Annotated in this window: 15 protein-coding genes and 1 tRNA gene; 8 read left to right on the plus strand and 8 right to left on the minus strand. The window is 65.5% G+C overall.

Going from position 1 to position 17,762, the window contains the following annotated elements; all coding sequences use genetic code 11:
* Positions 1-34 precede the first annotated feature (34 nt).
* Entirely contained in the window at positions 35-793 is a 759-nt protein-coding gene (locus CT688_RS07045) for an ATP-binding protein (RefSeq protein ID WP_007633699.1), read from the minus strand.
* Positions 790-2,451 (minus strand): IS21 family transposase, encoded by a 1,662-nt coding sequence (istA, locus tag CT688_RS07050; protein ID WP_231750410.1) that lies wholly within the window; start codon positions 2,449-2,451, stop codon positions 790-792. Before istA (CT688_RS07050) ends, CT688_RS07045 begins: the two co-directional genes overlap by 4 nt.
* A 153-nt stretch (positions 2,452-2,604) precedes the next feature.
* Here istA (CT688_RS07050) and CT688_RS17315 point away from each other — a divergent pair, with 153 nt between their 5' ends.
* Positions 2,605-2,886: a hypothetical protein gene (locus CT688_RS17315; RefSeq protein ID WP_156607163.1), complete on the plus strand. Its 282-nt coding sequence runs from the start codon at positions 2,605-2,607 to the stop codon at positions 2,884-2,886.
* Complete coding sequence (locus CT688_RS07055) at positions 2,826-3,713, plus strand: hypothetical protein (RefSeq protein WP_107756318.1); 888 nt, start codon at positions 2,826-2,828, stop codon at positions 3,711-3,713. Before CT688_RS17315 ends, CT688_RS07055 begins: the two co-directional genes overlap by 61 nt.
* Before the next feature lie 474 nt (positions 3,714-4,187).
* Here the strand turns inward: CT688_RS07055 and CT688_RS07060 are convergent, their stop codons facing one another.
* Positions 4,188-5,501 carry an ISL3 family transposase gene (locus CT688_RS07060; protein ID WP_107755580.1) on the minus strand — a complete coding sequence of 438 codons (1,314 nt, stop codon included), beginning with the start codon at positions 5,499-5,501 and terminating at the stop codon, positions 4,188-4,190.
* A gap of 102 nt (positions 5,502-5,603) precedes the next feature.
* Complete coding sequence (locus CT688_RS07065; protein ID WP_107756319.1) at positions 5,604-6,074, minus strand: hypothetical protein; 471 nt, start codon at positions 6,072-6,074, stop codon at positions 5,604-5,606.
* A gap of 199 nt (positions 6,075-6,273) precedes the next feature.
* Here CT688_RS07065 and CT688_RS07070 point away from each other — a divergent pair, with 199 nt between their 5' ends.
* A complete protein-coding gene (locus tag CT688_RS07070; RefSeq protein WP_107756320.1) occupies positions 6,274-6,678 on the plus strand; it encodes a hypothetical protein in 405 nt (134 codons plus the stop codon).
* Between the two features lie 104 nt (positions 6,679-6,782).
* Here CT688_RS07070 and CT688_RS07075 read toward each other — a convergent pair whose 3' ends face one another.
* The 3 genes from CT688_RS07075 to istA (CT688_RS07085) form a co-directional block, all read right to left on the minus strand.
* Positions 6,783-7,850, minus strand: coding sequence for a CHAT domain-containing protein (locus CT688_RS07075; protein WP_107756321.1), 1,068 nt, complete (start codon positions 7,848-7,850; stop codon positions 6,783-6,785).
* Positions 7,851-8,398: 548 nt separating this feature from the next.
* The gene (locus CT688_RS07080) at positions 8,399-9,169 is read right to left on the minus strand and encodes an ATP-binding protein (protein ID WP_107755567.1); all 771 of its coding nucleotides are present in this window, start codon (positions 9,167-9,169) and stop codon (positions 8,399-8,401) included.
* Complete coding sequence (istA, locus tag CT688_RS07085; protein ID WP_231750298.1) at positions 9,166-10,734, minus strand: IS21 family transposase; 1,569 nt, start codon at positions 10,732-10,734, stop codon at positions 9,166-9,168. The genes CT688_RS07080 and istA (CT688_RS07085) overlap by 4 nt, the downstream gene beginning before the upstream one ends.
* A gap of 748 nt (positions 10,735-11,482) precedes the next feature.
* Here istA (CT688_RS07085) and CT688_RS07090 point away from each other — a divergent pair.
* Positions 11,483-12,034, plus strand: coding sequence for a site-specific integrase (locus CT688_RS07090; RefSeq protein WP_159077999.1), 552 nt, complete (start codon positions 11,483-11,485; stop codon positions 12,032-12,034).
* 12 nt (positions 12,035-12,046) lie between these two features.
* Here CT688_RS07090 and CT688_RS07095 read toward each other — a convergent pair.
* Positions 12,047-12,123: transfer RNA gene (locus tag CT688_RS07095), tRNA-Leu, on the minus strand.
* Positions 12,124-12,202: 79 nt separating this feature from the next.
* Here CT688_RS07095 and polA point away from each other — a divergent pair.
* The 4 genes from polA (at position 12,203) to CT688_RS07115 (ending at position 17,755) form a co-directional block, all read left to right on the plus strand.
* Positions 12,203-14,986, plus strand: coding sequence for a DNA polymerase I (polA, locus tag CT688_RS07100; RefSeq protein ID WP_107756323.1), 2,784 nt, complete (start codon positions 12,203-12,205; stop codon positions 14,984-14,986).
* Between the two features lie 113 nt (positions 14,987-15,099).
* A complete protein-coding gene (locus CT688_RS07105) occupies positions 15,100-16,002 on the plus strand; it encodes an ABC transporter substrate-binding protein (RefSeq protein WP_107756324.1) in 903 nt (300 codons plus the stop codon).
* Between the two features lie 11 nt (positions 16,003-16,013).
* Positions 16,014-16,997: an amino acid ABC transporter permease gene (locus tag CT688_RS07110; RefSeq protein WP_107756325.1), complete on the plus strand. Its 984-nt coding sequence runs from the start codon at positions 16,014-16,016 to the stop codon at positions 16,995-16,997.
* On the plus strand, positions 16,994-17,755 hold the full coding sequence (locus CT688_RS07115; protein WP_107756326.1) for an amino acid ABC transporter ATP-binding protein: 762 nt from the start codon (positions 16,994-16,996) through the stop codon (positions 17,753-17,755). The genes CT688_RS07110 and CT688_RS07115 overlap by 4 nt, the downstream gene beginning before the upstream one ends.
* Positions 17,756-17,762 lie beyond the last annotated feature (7 nt).

Raw genomic sequence — 17,762 nt, forward strand, 5'->3', positions numbered from 1 at the left:
GATAGCGGCATCTGCCCGTCCGACCGCTGGGCCGCTATGGCGTTGCCGTGGCGAGGTGTCGTCTCATGTTCGGGCCGTCGAGGGCGATGATCTCGGCGCCGGCGACGATCCGGTTGAGGATCGATTCGGCGATGACCGCGTCTTGGAGCGACTTGTACCAATCGGGCGGATCGAACTGCGAGGTCACCAGAGTCGAGCCCCGGCCTTCCCGAGCGGCAAGGATGTTGAGCAGCTCCGCCGCTGTGTGCGGAGCCACCGGCGTGGTCAGGAAGTCATCGAGAACCAGCAGGTCGCAGTTGTGCAGGTCGGTGAGGAAGTCCAGCCTGCGCTGCGAGGTCGGCTCCAGAACGGCGAGCCGGTTGGCCAGGTCGTCGAGTCGGAAGAACCTCGCGGTGTAGTACTTTCGGCACGCGGCATTGAGCAGTGCCTGGGCGAGGTAGGTCTTGCCCACGCTGGACTGGCCGAGCACGACGAGATTACGAGTGGCGTCGATCCATTGACAGCTGGAAAGTCGTGCGATTAGCTCGCGGTTGACGTTGCGGTCAGGCAGGTAGCGGATCTCTTCTACGCAGGCGTCAGGGTTTGGCGATCTGGAGGCCTTGAGTAGTTTCTGGGTCCGGCGTTCCTGCCTGGCCGTGATCTCTTTGTCCAGGGCGTGGAAGATCTTCTCCGAGAAGGTCCACTCGTCGCAGGCGGGATCGTTGGCCAAGTCGATGACGGTCTGGCCGAACGCGGTCATCCGCAACTGGGTGAACAGTGGCATGTCGGCGTCGGTGAGATGACGATCAGTCACTGCAGCTCCTCCTGCCCCGCGGTGCCGCTGCTCGGGCTCGGGCCTCCTGTGAGGGCGGCGAGGCTGAACTGCTCGGGCCCGGCCAGATGCGCCCCGGTGGTATCTCGCCGACCCGGTGGCGGCTCCAGCCGGTCCGTCGTAGCCGCCACCGCCGGCTGCGTGGTGGTGGGCCGGGCGGCGGCCTGGGTCCTCAGGGCCGCCAGCTGCTGCTTGACGGCGGTGTAGCTGATCGCCCGGCGGGAGGTCTCGGAGACGAGTTGGCCACAGGCCCGCTCGAGCAGCATCTTGTTGTCCCCGCGGGCCAGGGCGAGGATGTTCTGGCACGAGCGATAGCCCTGAGCCTCGATCCGCTGGCGATCGAGGACCTCGCTGATCGCGGCGACGGTGTGCGGTCCGATCTTGTGGGCCTGGCGCACGAAGTACGCCCGCGACCATAGGTCCGAGGTCTGCAGATGCTGCGCGGGAACATGGTCAGGGTCGGTCACGAAGGAATGTCGCCTACCGGAGACGGCGTGGGAGGCGATGACCTCCCCGCCAGCCATGACCGTGAGTGTGGGGCCGGTGATCTTCACATCGACGTGCTGGCCAGCGAAGGTGTAGGGCACCGAGTACTTCACCGTGGCGATCTCCACGTGGTAATCCCTGTTGACCTTGGACTTCTTCCAGATGACTGGCTGCCAGCGGGCCTCGGGAAGGTCGAACAGTTCCGACTGCTCGTGCTCGGTGAACAGCTCCCGGCGGCTGGTCTTCTGGCCGCGGAACGGGGTCCGGTCGTTGATCGCCTCCACCTCGGCGGCGATCGCGTCGTTCGCATCGTCCAGGCTCGCGAAGCGCCGATCGGCCAGGCGTCCAATCACCCAGTTCGTCACCACTTTCACTCCGGCCTCGACGTTCCCCTTGTCTGTCGGGCGCACCGGCCGAGTGGGCACGGCAGCGGTCTGGTGATACTCGAGGAAGTCCCGGTACTCACGGTTGACCTCGCGGGCCCGGTCACCGCGGGCGATCTGGTTCGACGCCGTCGAGGCGTTGTCCGGGACGATCACCTGCGCCGCGCCGCCGAAGTACTCGAACGCCCGCAAGTGCGCGTCGAGCCAGTTCGGCATCTTCTCGTCCAGACAGCCGCAGGCGAAGACCATCCCCGAGTACGGAAGCGACGCCACGAACACCGACACTGTGGTCTTGGTGCCGGTGACGGGATCGAAGATGGCCATCTTCGTGCCCGCCCAGTCGACTTGCATCGTGTGCCCGGGCACGTGCGTGATCCGCATCGTCAGCTCGTTGACCTCGACGTACTCGCCGATGATCTGGCAGAACCGCTGGTAGCTGTAGTGCCGCTGCCCCGGCGTGCCGTCAGTGTCGAGGTAGTTGGCCCACAGCACCCGCAGCGGCAGCTTCTTCTTGCCCGTGCGCTTCTTCACGGCAGCCGCCACGTCGAAGGCGACGAACTCCTTCGACGGCGTCTTGCGCCCATCGGCGAACAAGACGTCGATCTCCTCGACGCTGAGCGCCTCGACCTGGCTCGTGGCGGTCAACCCGTGCTCGTGGCAGACCTTCTTCGCCTTCGCGACCGTGCGATGCGAGCAACCCGCGATCGCCTCGATGTCCCGGTAGGACCTGTCCTGCAGCAGTAGCGACATCACCAATCGGTAATCAGTCACCCGTGCCTCCTGTTCGGATCCACGCGCAGCCTGGTTGCCACGCGTAGAACCGACACGAGCACACGAGGACCGGCACCGCTATCCGATGCTCATACTCGCGCTACCCGATCATCAGAACCCTGCTATCCGAAGCACGTCCCTAACATCCGCTGCATGGGAATTGGAGAAGAGCGCATGCTACTGATCCAGATCGAAGAGCTCCGAGATTTCATCGTCAGGCTCGACCACCAGCGCAACGAGCTCATGGGGGAGCGAGACCAATTCATCCTCCACGCGCTCGAAGCGAAGGTCCCCGTGACCGAGATCGTCTCGGCCTCGGGAGTCAACAGAGTTCGGATCTGCCAGATCCGGGCCGAACAGAAGGAAGGCACATCATGGCCACCAGCAAGACCATCAAGGGACTGGTCGCTGCTGCCGCCACCGCACTACTGGTGACCGGCTGCGCTACCACCTCCGACACCGAGTCCCCCGAGGTCACTGCCCCGACCACGTCCGAGACCCAATCTGGACCCATCGAGCTTGACCTCGGTGAGACTGCCAATCTCGTCCTCGGGGCGAACGGTCCCCGCGACATTGACGTGACCGTCACGGACATCACCGTGTCCGACCAGTGCCGCTACGGAGTCGTCGACTACGGCGGGGAACCGGGTTGGTCCGGCCAGACGGACGGTTACTTCATCGAGGTGTCGGGGGAGATCGACGTGCGTGAGTCCCCGGACAGCTTCTCCATCCCACAATGGGTGGCCGCTGACCACGAGCGGAACATCATCGAGGTGTTGCCTGCGTACGAGTGCGCCGAAGCCGAGGTTGCTGGTGTCCAGACGTTCATCGACAGTGTCCTTCCCGGGACGACGGCACGGGCGATGGAGGAGTATTGGGTGGACACCCTGCCTGCCGAGTGGTTCCTGGATGAGCCGTACGAGGACCACGCTTTCGTTTGGCCGGTCCCGGAGTCGAAGGTTGCTGAGCAGACCACTGAGCCTGCCCCCGAGGCTGCTCCTGCCTATACCGCTCCGGCTGCTGCTCCAGCCGCCCCTACCTTCGTCGAGTGCTACCTCGCTGATGGGACTGCGCTGATGTCAGACGGCACCACGACCTACCTGGATACTTGCAACGAGTCTGCAGGTGGCCCGTACCTCCTAGAGGACGGCTCCCCGGCGATCACCTATAGCCCCGAGGATCTCGCTGATGCGAGTTACTGGAGCGACTGCATCGAGGCGGGTAACACCGCCGAGTATTGCAACGCGAACTCTCCATACTGACCCCGGAGGTACCAATGAGATCGCACTCTCCCGAATTGGGACGGTTGGGGTCTTGGAGGAGTGACCGTGTCCCCGCTCCCGTGAGCGCCCGCCGGCGGAGCCCCTATCCGACCCCTTCGGCCTCTGGTCCGTACTTTGCTACAAGCTCTCGGCAGATCTGGGATGGCGTGTGGTTTACGACGCATTGCCAATGTGTCGCGTACTCGCCCCAGGTCTCGTACTTCCCGTAGCCGTTCTGTTCGCCGGTGCCGTTCGGGCTGTCGCTACTTATTGGTTCTTTTGAAGCGCCCGGCAACGGTGGAACCACCGAGCGTGATTGCGGTTGTGGAAGGAAGTCTGTGCGGGCGGGTTGGGACTGGTCGTTGCCTCGGTATTCGATGAATGAGTCTTCCGAAAGAACGGAGCCTCCCGAACTTGTAGTCAACTCTGTGTCGGTGACCCGATACTTCACGCCGTTATCAGGCCCTTCCGGTTTTAGAGTGCATTGATCCGGTCCTGAAGCTGTCCGGAGTGGATCAGTGACCGCAAGATGTAGTGCTTGAGGTTCCGGAAGCCCAGGGCGATTCCGCGGAGGTGCTCGAGGCGTCCGTTGATGGCTTCGACGGGGCCGTTGGAAGCGCCCACGTCGAAGTAGGCCAGGATCTCCCGATGCCGCTTCCACAGCGAACGGCCGAGCTGCGCGAGCTCGGGGAGTTCGGCGGGTACACCGGCCCGGATCGACTTGAGGAGCTTGTACATAGCGATCTTGCCCTCCCGCTTGCCCGAGGCTTCGTAAGCAGTGATGAGTCGCTGGTAGACGCCGTAGGTGACCTCCACCGCCGCGTGCGCGTCATGGGCGGTGAACGCTTGGAACAGGCGCATCTTCTGCTTGTCGGTCAGCAGTTCAGCGCGGGTTCGCAGGGTGCGGCGGATGCCGTACAGCGGGTCGCCCGTGCGGCCCCGGTGCCCGGTGGTGGCCTGCTGGATGCGTTGGCGGCACACGGTGAGCTTGTCGGCGGCCAGGTGCACGACGTGGAACGGGTCCATCACCGTCCGGGCAGCGGGCACCGCGCTGGCGGCGGCGGTGTGGTAGCCGGCGAACCCGTCCATCGTGACAACCTTGACCCGGTCTCGAAACACCTGGTCACGGGCGTCCAGCCACTCGGTGAGGACCTTCGCCGAACGGCCCGGGACCATGTCCAACAGGCGAGACGGGCCGGTGCCGTCCACGACCGGGGTCAGGTCGACCAGGACGGTGACGAACGCACTGCTGCCGTCGCCGCGCACGTGCTTCCATTTGTGCTCATCGACACCGAGAACGCGGACTCCGTCGAAGTGTCCGGGCTGCTCGTAGACCATCGTGCGAACCTCCGAGACCGCCAGGTCATTGACCAGGTCCCACCCCAGCCCGAGGGCCTTGGCCACGGCGGACACGCTGGTGCGGTCGATCGCCAGACGCTGCAGGATCCAGCGGCTGCAGCGGCGGGTGGTCTTGGCCCGCGGCTCGGCCAACGCCGGCATCCGCTGCTGGAAGATCCTCGTAGCGCACTCGGTGTTGTCGCAGGTGAAGCGCGGTACCCGCACGTGCAGTCTGGTGGGATGCCCGACGATCGGTAGATCCGTGACCTTCCGCTGGACGTGGTCCCGCAAACGGCCCGCCATCCCGCACTCGGCGCAGATCGGGTCGAGTGTGACCGGGGCGCAGAACAGGTGCGTGAGCTCGTCAGCCACAGCGGCGTCGGTGATGGTCACCCCGAGCTCGACGGTGCGGCAGATGGTGTCGGCGAGCAGGCTGGCGGTAGCGTTCAAAGCGGGTCCTGGGGATGCGAAGTGCTGGTGTAGGAACTTGCATCTTCACACGCCCCAGGACCCCTACATCTTGTGCCTCACCGCATCACCGCAGCATCCCCGCTACGCACTCCGGATCCGGAAGAGCCCGTTATCAAGTGCTCTGAACCCCCAGCCATCGACGATGAGATTGCCGATCTCAACGGAGTCCCCTTGCAGTATGCGTTCGCCCTTGTAGACGAGGCTGCTGTTTGTTGAACAGATGGCGATGAGGGCGTGCTCGGTTCGAGCAGTGACAAGGGTCCTGTCGGTGTCGTCGCAGCGTGCAGTGGAGTCCTGCCAACCTTGCTGATCCATGACGAACGACCTGTCCGACTGAGTCGGGGCGGGGGGCTGTGCGGATTCTGGGATAGGGCTCTCGGGAGCCGACGCTGTGCCTCCGCCCAGCCCGCTTGAGGCGTCCAGTCGGGTAAGCGCGATAACTGCTACCGCGATGGCGATCCCCAGTGCCACTAAGGCGGAAATCGCCACCCATTTCCAGGTGGTCTGGCCTTGATTGGCTTCTTCGTGGGGGACAAGCTGGTCGTTGGTCATCTGTAGTCCACCTCGCTTGGTGCGAACTTCGAGTGTATGCACTCGTGACTCAACTTGTTGAGTAGGTTGTCGACTTTCCTCGTCGCCGCAAGGTAGCGGCTATCGATAGAGGTATTCGGGTTCGGAACAGGCTGGGCGTAGGTGTGCCACCGCAAGCTAACCGGCTACAACCGTCCAGAAATCGTCGTAGCGTGAGGTCATGAGCGCCGACAAGGGGAACCAGTGGTACGACGGGGACTGGGAGGAGCTGGTCGACAGAGCGGAGGAAATTCTCGCGGAAGTGGCGCGTCGTCCGGCAAGGGGGAGGGAGAAGGACTTCACCTTTTATTCTGAACTCAATGAGGCCTTAGGTGATCCGTTCGAGCTTGGAAATTGGCGGGGCCAGAATGGAATGTCGGTGCTGCTGGCCGAGGTGTCGAGGCGGTCCTACGCGGATCGAAAAGTCATGCTGTCCGCCGTTGTGCTGAGCAAGTCCGGCGGTATGCCAGGTGCAGGGTTCTTCAAGCTCGCCCGGGATCTACGCCGCATGTCTTCTGGGGAAGAGGACATCAAGTTCTTCCTAGAGGAAGTCGATAGGGTGAGAGATGCGTACCGGGAGGGTTAGTTTCCTGCTTCTTTAGAGTAGGGGGCTGATGCACGGAGAGGTGACAGGGTCAGGGGTTTTCGGTAGTCCCGTCTATTCGTGGTTCTCTGGTCAGCAGTACTAGCTCACTCTGAGCTAATTGCCTTCACGAGGATGGTTGCGGTCGGGTCGACGTCGAGAGCCCAAGCCAGCGTCGGGAGCTCTGAACCATCAAGGCCGTCGAGTTGGAGACGAGCCTTTCCTGCCAAGTGGGCCGAGTTGATGGACTGACCGTTGGCGATCGAGGCGTAGAACTGAGCGGCGTAGTTGATCGCATCAGCGTCGTCAATCTCATCGGTCATTCCGATGGCGAATGGCACCACCTGCTCCACGAGGGCTTCAAGCTGTGACGCGGAGTTACAGGAGTTCAGCAAGACCAACAGCGGCGGGTCGTCGGTTGCTCGGATGGCGTTCGCGAAGGCCATTGCGGTGACGATCACGCCTTCATGGGGTTCATCATCCTCGTCCTCGAACAAGATGAGGTCGTCGTTGCTGTGTCCGGAGAAGTGCACAACATGGGGGCGGAACCTCGTGACGCCGTCGAGGAGATCGGACGTCGTGGCTGCAGGCCGCACGTCGAGGTCGATCTGGTCGCGGTGCAAGGCCGAGTCGACCGCTGATCGAATGCGTTTCTGCTCACGCCCCACGCGGAGGTCCCCTAGAGACGAGGCTCCTAAGATCAGGACTCGGAGCTTCTCGGGCTTCGGCGCGGGGAATTGCCGCAGAGCGTGATCCACGGCGGATTCGGTCTGGCTCATGCGTGAGTCAAGCGCCGCTCTCTCGGCGGCGGCACGCCGGTCGGCCCGCTGCTGCTCTTGCTTGCGCAGTCGTTCGGCGGCATCGGCTTCGGACTGCTCTGCACGCGTGAGCCTCGTCTGTATCGTCAACTCTTCTTTCGCGTAGCTGGCGGCCTTGGTCTGCCAACGGCCCGACTCCTTGCCCGCGGTCTCAGCCTCCTTGTCCTTCCGCTCGGCCTCCCGCCGCTTGCTCTTCATGGTGGTCTCGCTCTGAGTCTTCGCTGCGGCCTGGCGGGCCTTGGCCGCCTCAGCACGCTTCGTGGACTCCTTCGATCGGTAGTCCCCGGCCTTCTTCTCCGCGTCGACCCGCTGCTTCCGCTTGCGTTCGAGTTCTCGTCGGTGCTGGCTGGCGCTCATCTGCCTTTTCCTCACATCGACATGCCCGCAGTTCTCACGCTACGTCGGGTCCCCGACAATACTGGCAATTCGCAGGGTGTCCCCCGGGCACGCGCTCGGTGTCAGAGGCCGGGCTCAACACGATACTGAGAGCTTCGAGCAGGGACACGTGACAAAGCCCTTGTCGAGCGAGGCTCTCGCGCTGAGCGACGACTACTTGGACGTCCTGCGATGGGAACTGGATGATCTCATGAACGCAGTGCGCCAGACGTATTCCTCGATCCAAAGTGAAGGGTCGTTAAAGCTCGTCAACGAGCGGTTGAATGAACTCTGGCCAATACAGAGCGCCCACAGCAAACGTCCGCGGCTTCGTTACGTCGGGAGCGCACACGACCGGGAGGTGCGTGTCGATGGTGCGTAACAGACGTTCCGGCGTCGAAGACCTGTGGACCTCTAAGGCCACCTGGCGCGTAGGGCTACTCGGTTGCGCGAGTCCACGGAGTTGGTAGCGCTGTTCTGGGGGGTCGGTTGCGGCCCCTGCTTCTGGGCGGGGCCGCAGCCGCTGGCGTTTACTCCCAGTAGCCGTCGGTGGTGCGAGCCTGGTCTTGGCGCTGTCGGCGCATATCGATCTGGCCGAGGTTGATCGTCCGCGCGTTGTTGGCCAGACGGTTGACGATGGAGTCAGCGGCGACCCGGTCGGGTAGTTCTGCGACCCAGTGGGCCGGTCCTGTCTGCGAGGCGATCATCGTCGGCAGGCGGTGTTCTCGGTTGGCCAGAATGGCGAACAGGTCGGAGGCGGCGTCGCTGTCGATGCCGACGGTGAGAAAGTCGTCGATGATCAGCAGATCGGTGTTCGACAGATCGTTGAGCAGCTTCTGGTGTGCGATCCCGTCGGCGCGGGTGATGACCAATTGCCGTGCGAGCGAGTCCATTCTGGCGTAGGTGACGGCGTGGCCGTTGTGGCAGGCGGCGATGCCGATGGCGCAGGCCAGGTACGTTTTTCCTCCTCCGGTTGGGGAGATGACCAGCAGGTTCGTGGGGTCGGCGGCCCAGTCGTGGGCGGCGTAGCGTTTCATCCGCACCGGGTTGATCCCTCGGCCCTCCCGGTAGTCGAGCTCGGCGACATTCGCCTCCGGGATCGGCAACCCGGCGGCCCGGATGAGTTTGTCGACCTTGTGTGCCCGGCGATCTTCGAGGGCATCATCCACGGCGGTGAGGAACAGTTGCTCGGGGGTCAGCTCGTCGTTGGCTTCGTCGCCGATGAGCTGCTCCAGCCGGGCGGCGACCCTGGTCACGCGCAGGGCGCGGAACTTGTCGTAGTCGATGTCGGTGAACGTCACTGCCCTGCCCCCTGACTGCCGATTTCGTAGTGGGAGGCGTCGCGGACGTAGACCTCGGGTCCGGGTTCTCGGGTCTCGGTGTGTTTGCGGGTTGAGGCTGCGGGCCTGATGGTCCTGGGCGCCTTGGCATCGGAGTCGATCGCGGCCATCAGTCGCTTGAGGGTGGTGTAGGTGGGATAGCCGCCGCGGGCCAGGAGTTCTCCGCAGGCGGCCTCGAGGCGCTGTCGGTTCTTCTTGCCGAGTCCGCCCAGGATGTTCTGGCAGTCCAGATACCCCTGGGCCTCGATCTGGTGGCGGTCCAGGATCTGCTCGATCACCTCCTGGGTGGCCGGACCGAAGCTGCGGGCGCGATCGCTGAACCAGGTCCTGGACCATAGGCCGTCGATGTCGCGGTGCTTGTCTGGCACGTGCTCGGCGAGCGTGGAGTACTGGCCCTTGCGGCCGCTCAGCCGCGGGTGCTCGCAGACGACTTCGTTGCCGTTGAACACCGTGACTCGGCTCGAGGTCAGCCGAACCCGCAGCAGCTGCCCGGCCAGCGAGTACGGCACTGAGTAATGCTGGTAGTCGGCGGTGATGTGGTAGTTGCGGGCGGCCTTGAGCTGCTTCCAGGCCACCTCCTCGAACCGGGCATCCGGCAGGGCTGTGAGCAGGTGCTGCTCCTCGGTTTCGAAGCGCTCCCACCGGGTGGAATCGTCGGCTCGCCTCAGGTCGCGGTTGACCTCGCGCACCCGCTCGTCGATCGCCTCGTTGAGCTCGGACACCGAGAACCACGTCTCGCCCTCGAGATAGCCGATGACGCGTAGGTTCACCACGTTCACCGCGGACTCTGCGGCAGCCTTATCCCTTGGTTTCTTGGCTCTAGCTGGGACGATGGCGCACTGGTAATGGTCGGCCAGCTGCTGGTAGCGGGCGTTGACGACCCGCTCTGCATCGCCCTTGTGTCGTTGGTGCGTCGAGGTGGTCGGATTGTCGGGAACCACCAGCTGGGGCACGCCCCCGAAGAAGGCGAATGCTTGGACGTGGGCGTCCAGCCAGGCCTCGGACTTCATGTCCGGATACGCCCGGCAGAACACCGCGCCCGAGTACGGCAGGACCGCCACGAACAAGTAGGCCTTGACCACTACGCCGTCGGCCCGGTCCACCACGTCGAGGGTGTCCCCGGCCCAGTCCACGTGCATCGCCCGGCCCGGCTCGTGGCGCAGGACCGCGACCAGGTCATTCGTTCGCGCCCACTCGGAGAACAGGGCGCAGTACTGCGCGTATCCGTACTTTTTCTTCCCCGTGCCGGCGGCATCGGCGTACCGACGCCACCCTTGCAGCAAGGTGAAGTGGCGACGGTGCTTGAGCGCTTGGAGTACAGATTCGAATTCCGGCCGCTCGTACTCATCCGAGACCCGCCGTCGCCCGTCGGGGAACCATCCGGCGACCTCCGCATCCGAGACGCCCTCCACTGAGGTGATGCCGTTCATTCCGATCACCTGCTTGGCCCGCGCGACGTCACGGTGCGAGCAGCCCGCCGTCTCCACGACCTCCCGGTAGCTGCGGCCCTGGAGCAACAGCGCCATAATCCTTCGGTAATCCGCCACGGATCCCGCCTCTCATGCCACGAACGACGACACCCCTTGTGCCGTCGCCCTCAGCCGAGCACACACCAACCCGCCCCTACCGGGTATCCAGAATCTTGCTACCGGGTCGATGGATCTGCGCAACCATCAGGCCCTACGCGCCAGCCACCGGCCAGCCCACCCGACTACGCGGCAAGGGGATGCGCTGGCGGGCCCGCTATGTGGACGATGACGGCCGGGAAACGACCAAGCGGTTCGCCCGGAAGCGTGACGCCGAATCATGGTTGGACCATAAGACCGCGGATCTCGTGACTGGCACCTATTTCCAGCCCGCGAAGAAGAAGGCCCTCGTCCAGGACCTCGCTGAGGGCTGGTACGGGACGAAGTCAGAGCTGAAGCCGAAAACCCTAGAAGGGTACCGGGGTCTGCTCGACACGCTCGTCCTGCCAAAGTGGGGCGGCGTCCCGGTCGGGGACGTCTCCCACGAGGGTGTGCAGGCGTGGATCTCGGAGATGCGCTCGAGCGGAGTGAGAGACACCGAGAAGGGACTCTCGCCGTCGCGGACGATCCAGGCATATCAAGTGCTGCGTGGCGTCCTTGACTACGCTGTGAAGCGCCGCCACATTGCCGTGAATCCTGCCCTGGGTGTGGATCTCCCGCGGAAGGTGAGCCTCGAGCGCCGGTATCTGACGCACCGCCAGGGGAGGATTTTGCAGCGCAGATGGGAGAGTGGCGGCTCCTCACGCTCGTGCTGGCGTACACCGGCCTGCGCTGGGGGGAGGCCGTGGAACTTTGTGCCAGGCGCGTCGATCTGGACCGGGGACGGATCGAGGTTGCCGAGTCGGCGACGCGGGTCGGTCGAGAGCTGGTGGTCGGGCCTCCGAAGTCGTACGCTCACCGGTCGGTGCCGGTGCCGGTGCCCGCGTTCCTCGTCGAGGAACTCCGGCCACTCATCGAGGAGCTGGACGAAGACGAGCTGGTCTTTGAGGCACCCATAGGCGGGTTCCTGACGTCGTGGACGTACCGCTCGAGGTTCGATGCGGCACGGCCCTACAAGGAGATGACACCGCACGATCTCCGGCATTCAGCGGCGTCTATGGCGATCCAGGCGGGGGCGAACATCAAGGCCGTCCAGCGGATGCTCGGCCATGCCACCGCCACGCTGACGCTGGACCGGTACGGCCACCTGTTCGACGACGACCTCGACCACCTCGCGGCGAACCTTGGTGAATCTCGTGCGTACTCTCTGCGTACCGAGGGGGAGAAGAAGACGGTCGTTCCGATCAAAAATGCCGTCTGAGCTGCGGCGTAGTGGTGCCCCCGGTCGGACTCGAACCGACACTGGACGGGTTTTGAATCCGTTGCCTCTGCCAATTGGGCTACGGGGGCGATCGCGGCGAGCCGCTGGTGGAGGAGTCTAACCGACGACCGGTGAGCGGCTGTCCGACGCCCGCCCTAGAGTGGCCGTGTGAGCACCACGAGCCAGACCGCCGAAGTCAGTTCCGCCGCCACCACCGCGTCCAGCGACGCCTCCGAGGCGCAGGGCCCCACCCGTCTGTTGCTCCTCGACGGGCATTCGCTGGCGTTTCGTGCGTTCTACGCCCTTCCTGCAGAGAACTTCTCCACGGCCTCCGGGCAGCACACCAACGCGGTCTACGGCTTCCTGTCGATGGTCGCCAACCTGGTCACCACAGAGGAACCCACCCACCTGGCGGTGGCGTTCGACGTCTCCAGGGCGACCCTGCACCGGACGGCCGAGTACCCGGAGTACAAGTCCACGCGTTCGACGGCTCCCGAGGAGTTCAAGGGACAGGTCGAGTTGATCCAGGAGGCGCTGGTGGCACTCGGGGTCCGCACGCTGTCCCTGGAAGGGCACGAGGCCGATGACATCATCGCGACCCTGGCCACCCAGGCGACCGGTGCCGAGACGCTCATCTGCACCGGGGACCGCGACGCGCTGCAGCTGGTCTCCGAGGAGGTGACCGTGCTCTACCCGGTCAAGGGGGTCTCGGAGCTCGCCCGATTCACCCCGGACGCGGTGGAGGCCAAGTACGGGGTGACCCCCGCGCAGTACCCCGATGTCGCCGCGCTGCGCGGCGACACCTCCGACAACCTCCCCGGCGTGCCCAAGGTGGGCGACAAGACAGCGGCGAAGTGGATCGTCCAGTACGGCAGCCTGTCGGAACTCATCGCGCACGCAGATGAGGTCAAGGGCAAAGTGGGGGAGAGCTTCCGCGAACACCTCCCGCAGGTGCAGCTCAACCGTCGCATCACCGAACTGACCCGGGACCTCGACCTCGGCGTTCAGTTGGATGAACTCACCCGGCGTCTGCCCGAGCGGGCGGACGTCAACGCCCTGTTCGACCGGCTGGAGTTCGGCCCCCAGGCCCGAGACCGCTTCCTCTCGGCGTTCCTCCCGGAGGGCGCGCCCGAGCCGGTGTCGGAGATCGAACTCGAGCAGGCCGCGGTCCTCCGCGCGGGTGAGGTCTCGGACTGGCTCGCCGCGCACGCGCCGGCCGGCAGCCGGCACGGCCTCGTCGTCGTCGGGCCATCCCGACCGGGCGCGGGGGACGCGCAGTCGGTCACCGTGGCCGCGGCGGACGGGGCATCCGGTCACATCGACCTCGGACGCATCGACGCGGGTGACGAGCAGGCTCTACAGGCGTGGCTGGAAGACGACGCGGTGTTCAAGGCGGTCCACGACGCGAAGGCCGCCACCCACGCCCTCATGGGCCGGAACCTCCGCTTGGCCGGTGTCACGCTGGATGTCGCTCTCGCGGCCTACCTCGTCCGTCCCGGTCAGCGTAGTTACGGGCTGGCGGAGTTGTTCCAGCGCCACCTGCAGCGCGAATTACCCGAGCCGGAGGCGGCGGAGAAGCAGCTGTCGCTCCTGGACGAGGTCGACGAGTCCGAGGCAGAGCAACAGGCGGCCAACTCGGCCGCCACCCGGGCCCGCGCCGTCATCGACCTCGCCGAGCGCCTGGACGTGGAGCTGGAGCAGGTGCACGGGGCGCAGCTGCTCGCGGACATGGAACTGCCGCTCGTCCCCGTCCTGGCCAGGATGGAGGCGAAAGGCATCGCCGTCGACGCGGCGGCCCTCGACGACCTACGTGACGGGTTCGCCGACCGCGGGCGTGGCGCGGCAGAAGCGGCCTACGCCGCGATCGGCGGTGAGCAGATCAACCTCGGGTCGCCCAAACAACTCCAGGTGGTGCTGTTCGACACCCTCGGCATGCCCAAGACCAAGAAGACCAAGACGGGGTACACCACCGACGCCAAAGCGCTCGAGGAGCTGCTGGCCAAGGAGACGGGGGACACTCCCGGGCGGGCCTTCCTGGAGGCGTTGCTCCTGCACCGCGAGGCGACCAAGATGCGCACCACGGTCGAGGGTCTGATCAAGACCATCGGGGACGACGGGCGCATCCACACCACCTTCAACCAGACGGTCGCCGCCACCGGACGCCTGTCGTCCACCGACCCGAACCTGCAGAACATCCCCGTCCGCACCGAGGACGGTCGACGGATCCGGAAGTCGTTCGTCGTGGGAGAGGGGTACGACTGCATCCTCACCGCCGACTACAGCCAGATCGAGATGCGCGTGATGGCCCACCTCTCGGGCGACGAGGGCCTGATCGAGGCGTTCCGGACCGGCGAGGACCTGCACTCCTTCGTTGGTTCCCGGGCGTTCGGGGTGCCCATCGACCAGGTCACCCCCGAGCTCCGGCGCCGGGTCAAGGCGATGAGCTACGGGCTCGCCTACGGGCTCAGTGCCTTCGGGCTGGCCGCGCAGCTCGGCATCAGCCAGACCGAGGCCCGCGAGCAGATGGACGCCTACTTCTCCCGCTTCGGTGGTGTCCGCGACTATCTGCACGCGGTGGTGGACCAGGCCCGTCGTGACGGCTACACCGAGACCCTCTTCGGCCGCCGGCGCTACCTGCCCGAGCTCAACTCCGACAACCGGCTCAAGCGCGAGAACGCCGAGCGCGCCGCCCTCAACGCCCCCATCCAGGGCACCGCCGCCGACATCATCAAGGCCGCGATGCTCAAGGTGGACGCCGACCTCGACGAGCGGGGTCTGCAGAGCCGGCTGTTGCTCCAGGTCCACGACGAACTGGTCCTCGAGGTGGCGAAAGGCGAACTCGACGAGGTCCGAGGCCTCGTCGTCGACCGGATGTACTCCGCCATCGAACTCAACGTGCCGCTGGACGTCTCCACCGGCACTGGGCCCGACTGGGACTCCGCCGCTCACTGAGTAACCGGTGAGTAACCACTGACACCGAATGCGGGCGGTGCGTTTGGTGGTGCCCGGTGTATGCCCTAGGTTCATTGCAGATTCGGCTACCCGACGCCTGAAAGGGCACGCACATGACCCTCACCTCACGGCGCGGCCTCCGTGCCGCACTGGCACTGACCGCCACAGCGGCCCTCGCGCTCACCGGCTGCACCACCAACACCGAGGGGCCCGAGGACTCGGGAGAGCCCAGGCAGGAGGTCTCGCTCGAGACCGACGACGAGATCGCGGCCCTCGTCCCAGCAGAGATCCGCGAGAAGGGCGTGCTGGTGATCGGCACCAACCCGCCGTACGCCCCCAACGAGTTCAAGAACGAGCGAGGGGAGATCGTCGGTTTCGACATCGACGTGATGACCGCCGCCGCCCAGCTCATGGGACTGCGCGCGGAGTTCCGCGAGTCGGACTTCGAGAAGATCATCCCCGCGATCGAGGGCGGCACCATGGACATGGGTGCCTCGTCGTTCACGGTCAACGACGAGCGACTGCAGACCGTCGACTTCGTCACCTACTTCGAGGCCGGTATCCAGTGGGCGTCGGCGGCCGGCAACGACGTGGACCCCGACGATGCCTGCGGACTGAGCGTGGCCGTCCAGCGCACCACGGTCTCCGACCAGGAGGACGTGCCCGCACGGAGCGAGGCGTGCGTGGAGGCCGGCGATCCGCCGATCGAGAAGGTCCAGTTCGACTCGCAGGACGAGGCCTCCACCGCCGTGGCGCTCGGCAAGGTCGACGCCATGTCCGCCGATTCCCCGATCTCGGCGTACGCGGTCAAGCAGTCCGAGGGCAAGATGCAGCTTGCCGGCGACGTCTTCGACTCCGCCCCCTACGGTTGGCCCGTGCGTAAGGGCTCCGAACTGGCTGCCGCACTCGAAGCCTCGGCCGACAAGCTCATCGAGACCGGAGACTTCGAGAGGATCGCCCAGAACTGGGGCCTCGAGGACGGGTTGATCGACGACGCCGAGATCCGGAAGGGCTGAGTGACCGGTCGGTGAGCACCGCGCACAACGGCGCCTCCGCGCCCCGGGCGGACGCGCCCGACCCCATCGAGGCGGTACCGCTCCGGCACCCGTGGCGCTGGGTGTCGGCGACGATCGTCCTGGCCCTGGTGTTCCTGTTCGTCTGGGGCGCCGCGACCAACCCCGCCTATGGCTGGGGCACCTACGGCCGCTACCTCTTCGACACCAGGTTCGGCATGGCGGTGTTCTACACCATCGCGCTGACGGTGCTGTCGATGATCCTCGCCGTCATCCTGGGGGTCATCCTCTCGGTCATGCGGATGAGCAGCAACCCCGTGCTCAAGGCCGTGGCCTGGGTGTACCTGTGGATCTTTCGCGGGACCCCGATCTACGTCCAGCTGCTGTTCTGGGGCCTGATCTTCACGCTGTACCGGCAGGTGCAGTTCGGCATCCCCTTCACCGACTTCCAGATCATCCGCTTCGACGACACGATGGTGTTGTACTCCGCGTTCTGGCTCGCGGTGGTGGGTCTGGCCATGAACGAGGCCGCCTACATGGCCGAGATCGTGCGGGCGGGGATCTCGTCCGTTCCGGAGGGCCAGGCCGAGGCCTCCACCGCGCTCGGCATGTCATGGGGTCAGACCATGCGCCGCACCATCCTGCCGCAGGCCATGCGCGTGATCATCCCGCCCACCGGGAACGAGTTGATCTCGATGCTCAAGACCACCTCGCTCGTCGTGGCGATCCCGTTCTCCGGTGAGCTCTACGGTCAGGCCCGCGACATCTCCGGGGTCAACTTCCAACCGATCCCGTTGCTCCTCGTGGCGGCCACCTGGTACCTGGTGATCACCAGCGTGCTCATGGTGGGCCAGCACTTCCTCGAGAAGAAGTTCTCCCGCGGTTCCACCCGTCAGCTCACGGCCAAACAGCTGCGCGCGCTGGCCGAGGCGGACGGACTCACCCCCTCTGGGCTCGCCGCGGCCAGGGGTACCGATCAGTCGGGAGGAATGCCATGACCCCGATGGTCAGAGCCGAACAGGTCTGCAAGAGCTTCGGCTCACTGAGGGTGCTCAAGGGCATCGACATCGAGGTGGCGGCCGGGGAGGTGCTGTGCCTCGTCGGTCCGTCCGGATCCGGCAAGTCCACCTTCCTCCGGTGTATCAACCACCTCGAGCGCGTCGACGCGGGTCGGCTCTACGTCGACGGCGACCTGGTGGGGTACCGGGAGAAGGGCGGCAAGCTCTACGAGATCTCGCCGAGGCACGCGGCCAGGCAGCGCCGCGACATCGGGATGGTGTTCCAACACTTCAACCTGTTCCTGCACCGCACGGCCCTCGAGAACATCATCGAGGCCCCGATGCTCGTCAAGGGCGAATCCCGCGCGGAAGCGACGGAGCGGGCACGGGCCCTGCTCGACACGGTCGGGCTCGCGGCGAAGGCGGACGCCTATCCGGCGCAGCTGTCCGGTGGGCAGCAGCAGCGGGTGGCGATCGCCCGGGCGCTGGCGATGGAGCCCAAGCTCATGCTGTTCGACGAGCCCACCTCGGCCCTGGACCCCGAGCTGGTCGGTGAGGTGCTGGGCGTCATGCGGGACCTGGCCGGCGCGGGCATGACGATGATCGTGGTCACCCACGAGATGGGCTTCGCCCGGGAGGTGGCCGATACGGTCGCCTTCATGGACGACGGGGCGGTGGTCGAGGCCGGGCGTCCGTCCGATGTGCTCGGGGCGCCCCGGCACCAGCGGACGCAGGACTTCCTGTCCAAGATCCTGTAGTCGGCGA

Origin of the sequence: Dietzia sp. JS16-p6b (assembly GCF_003052165.1) — a bacterium.
Taxonomy (GTDB): Bacteria; Actinomycetota; Actinomycetes; order Mycobacteriales; family Mycobacteriaceae; genus Dietzia.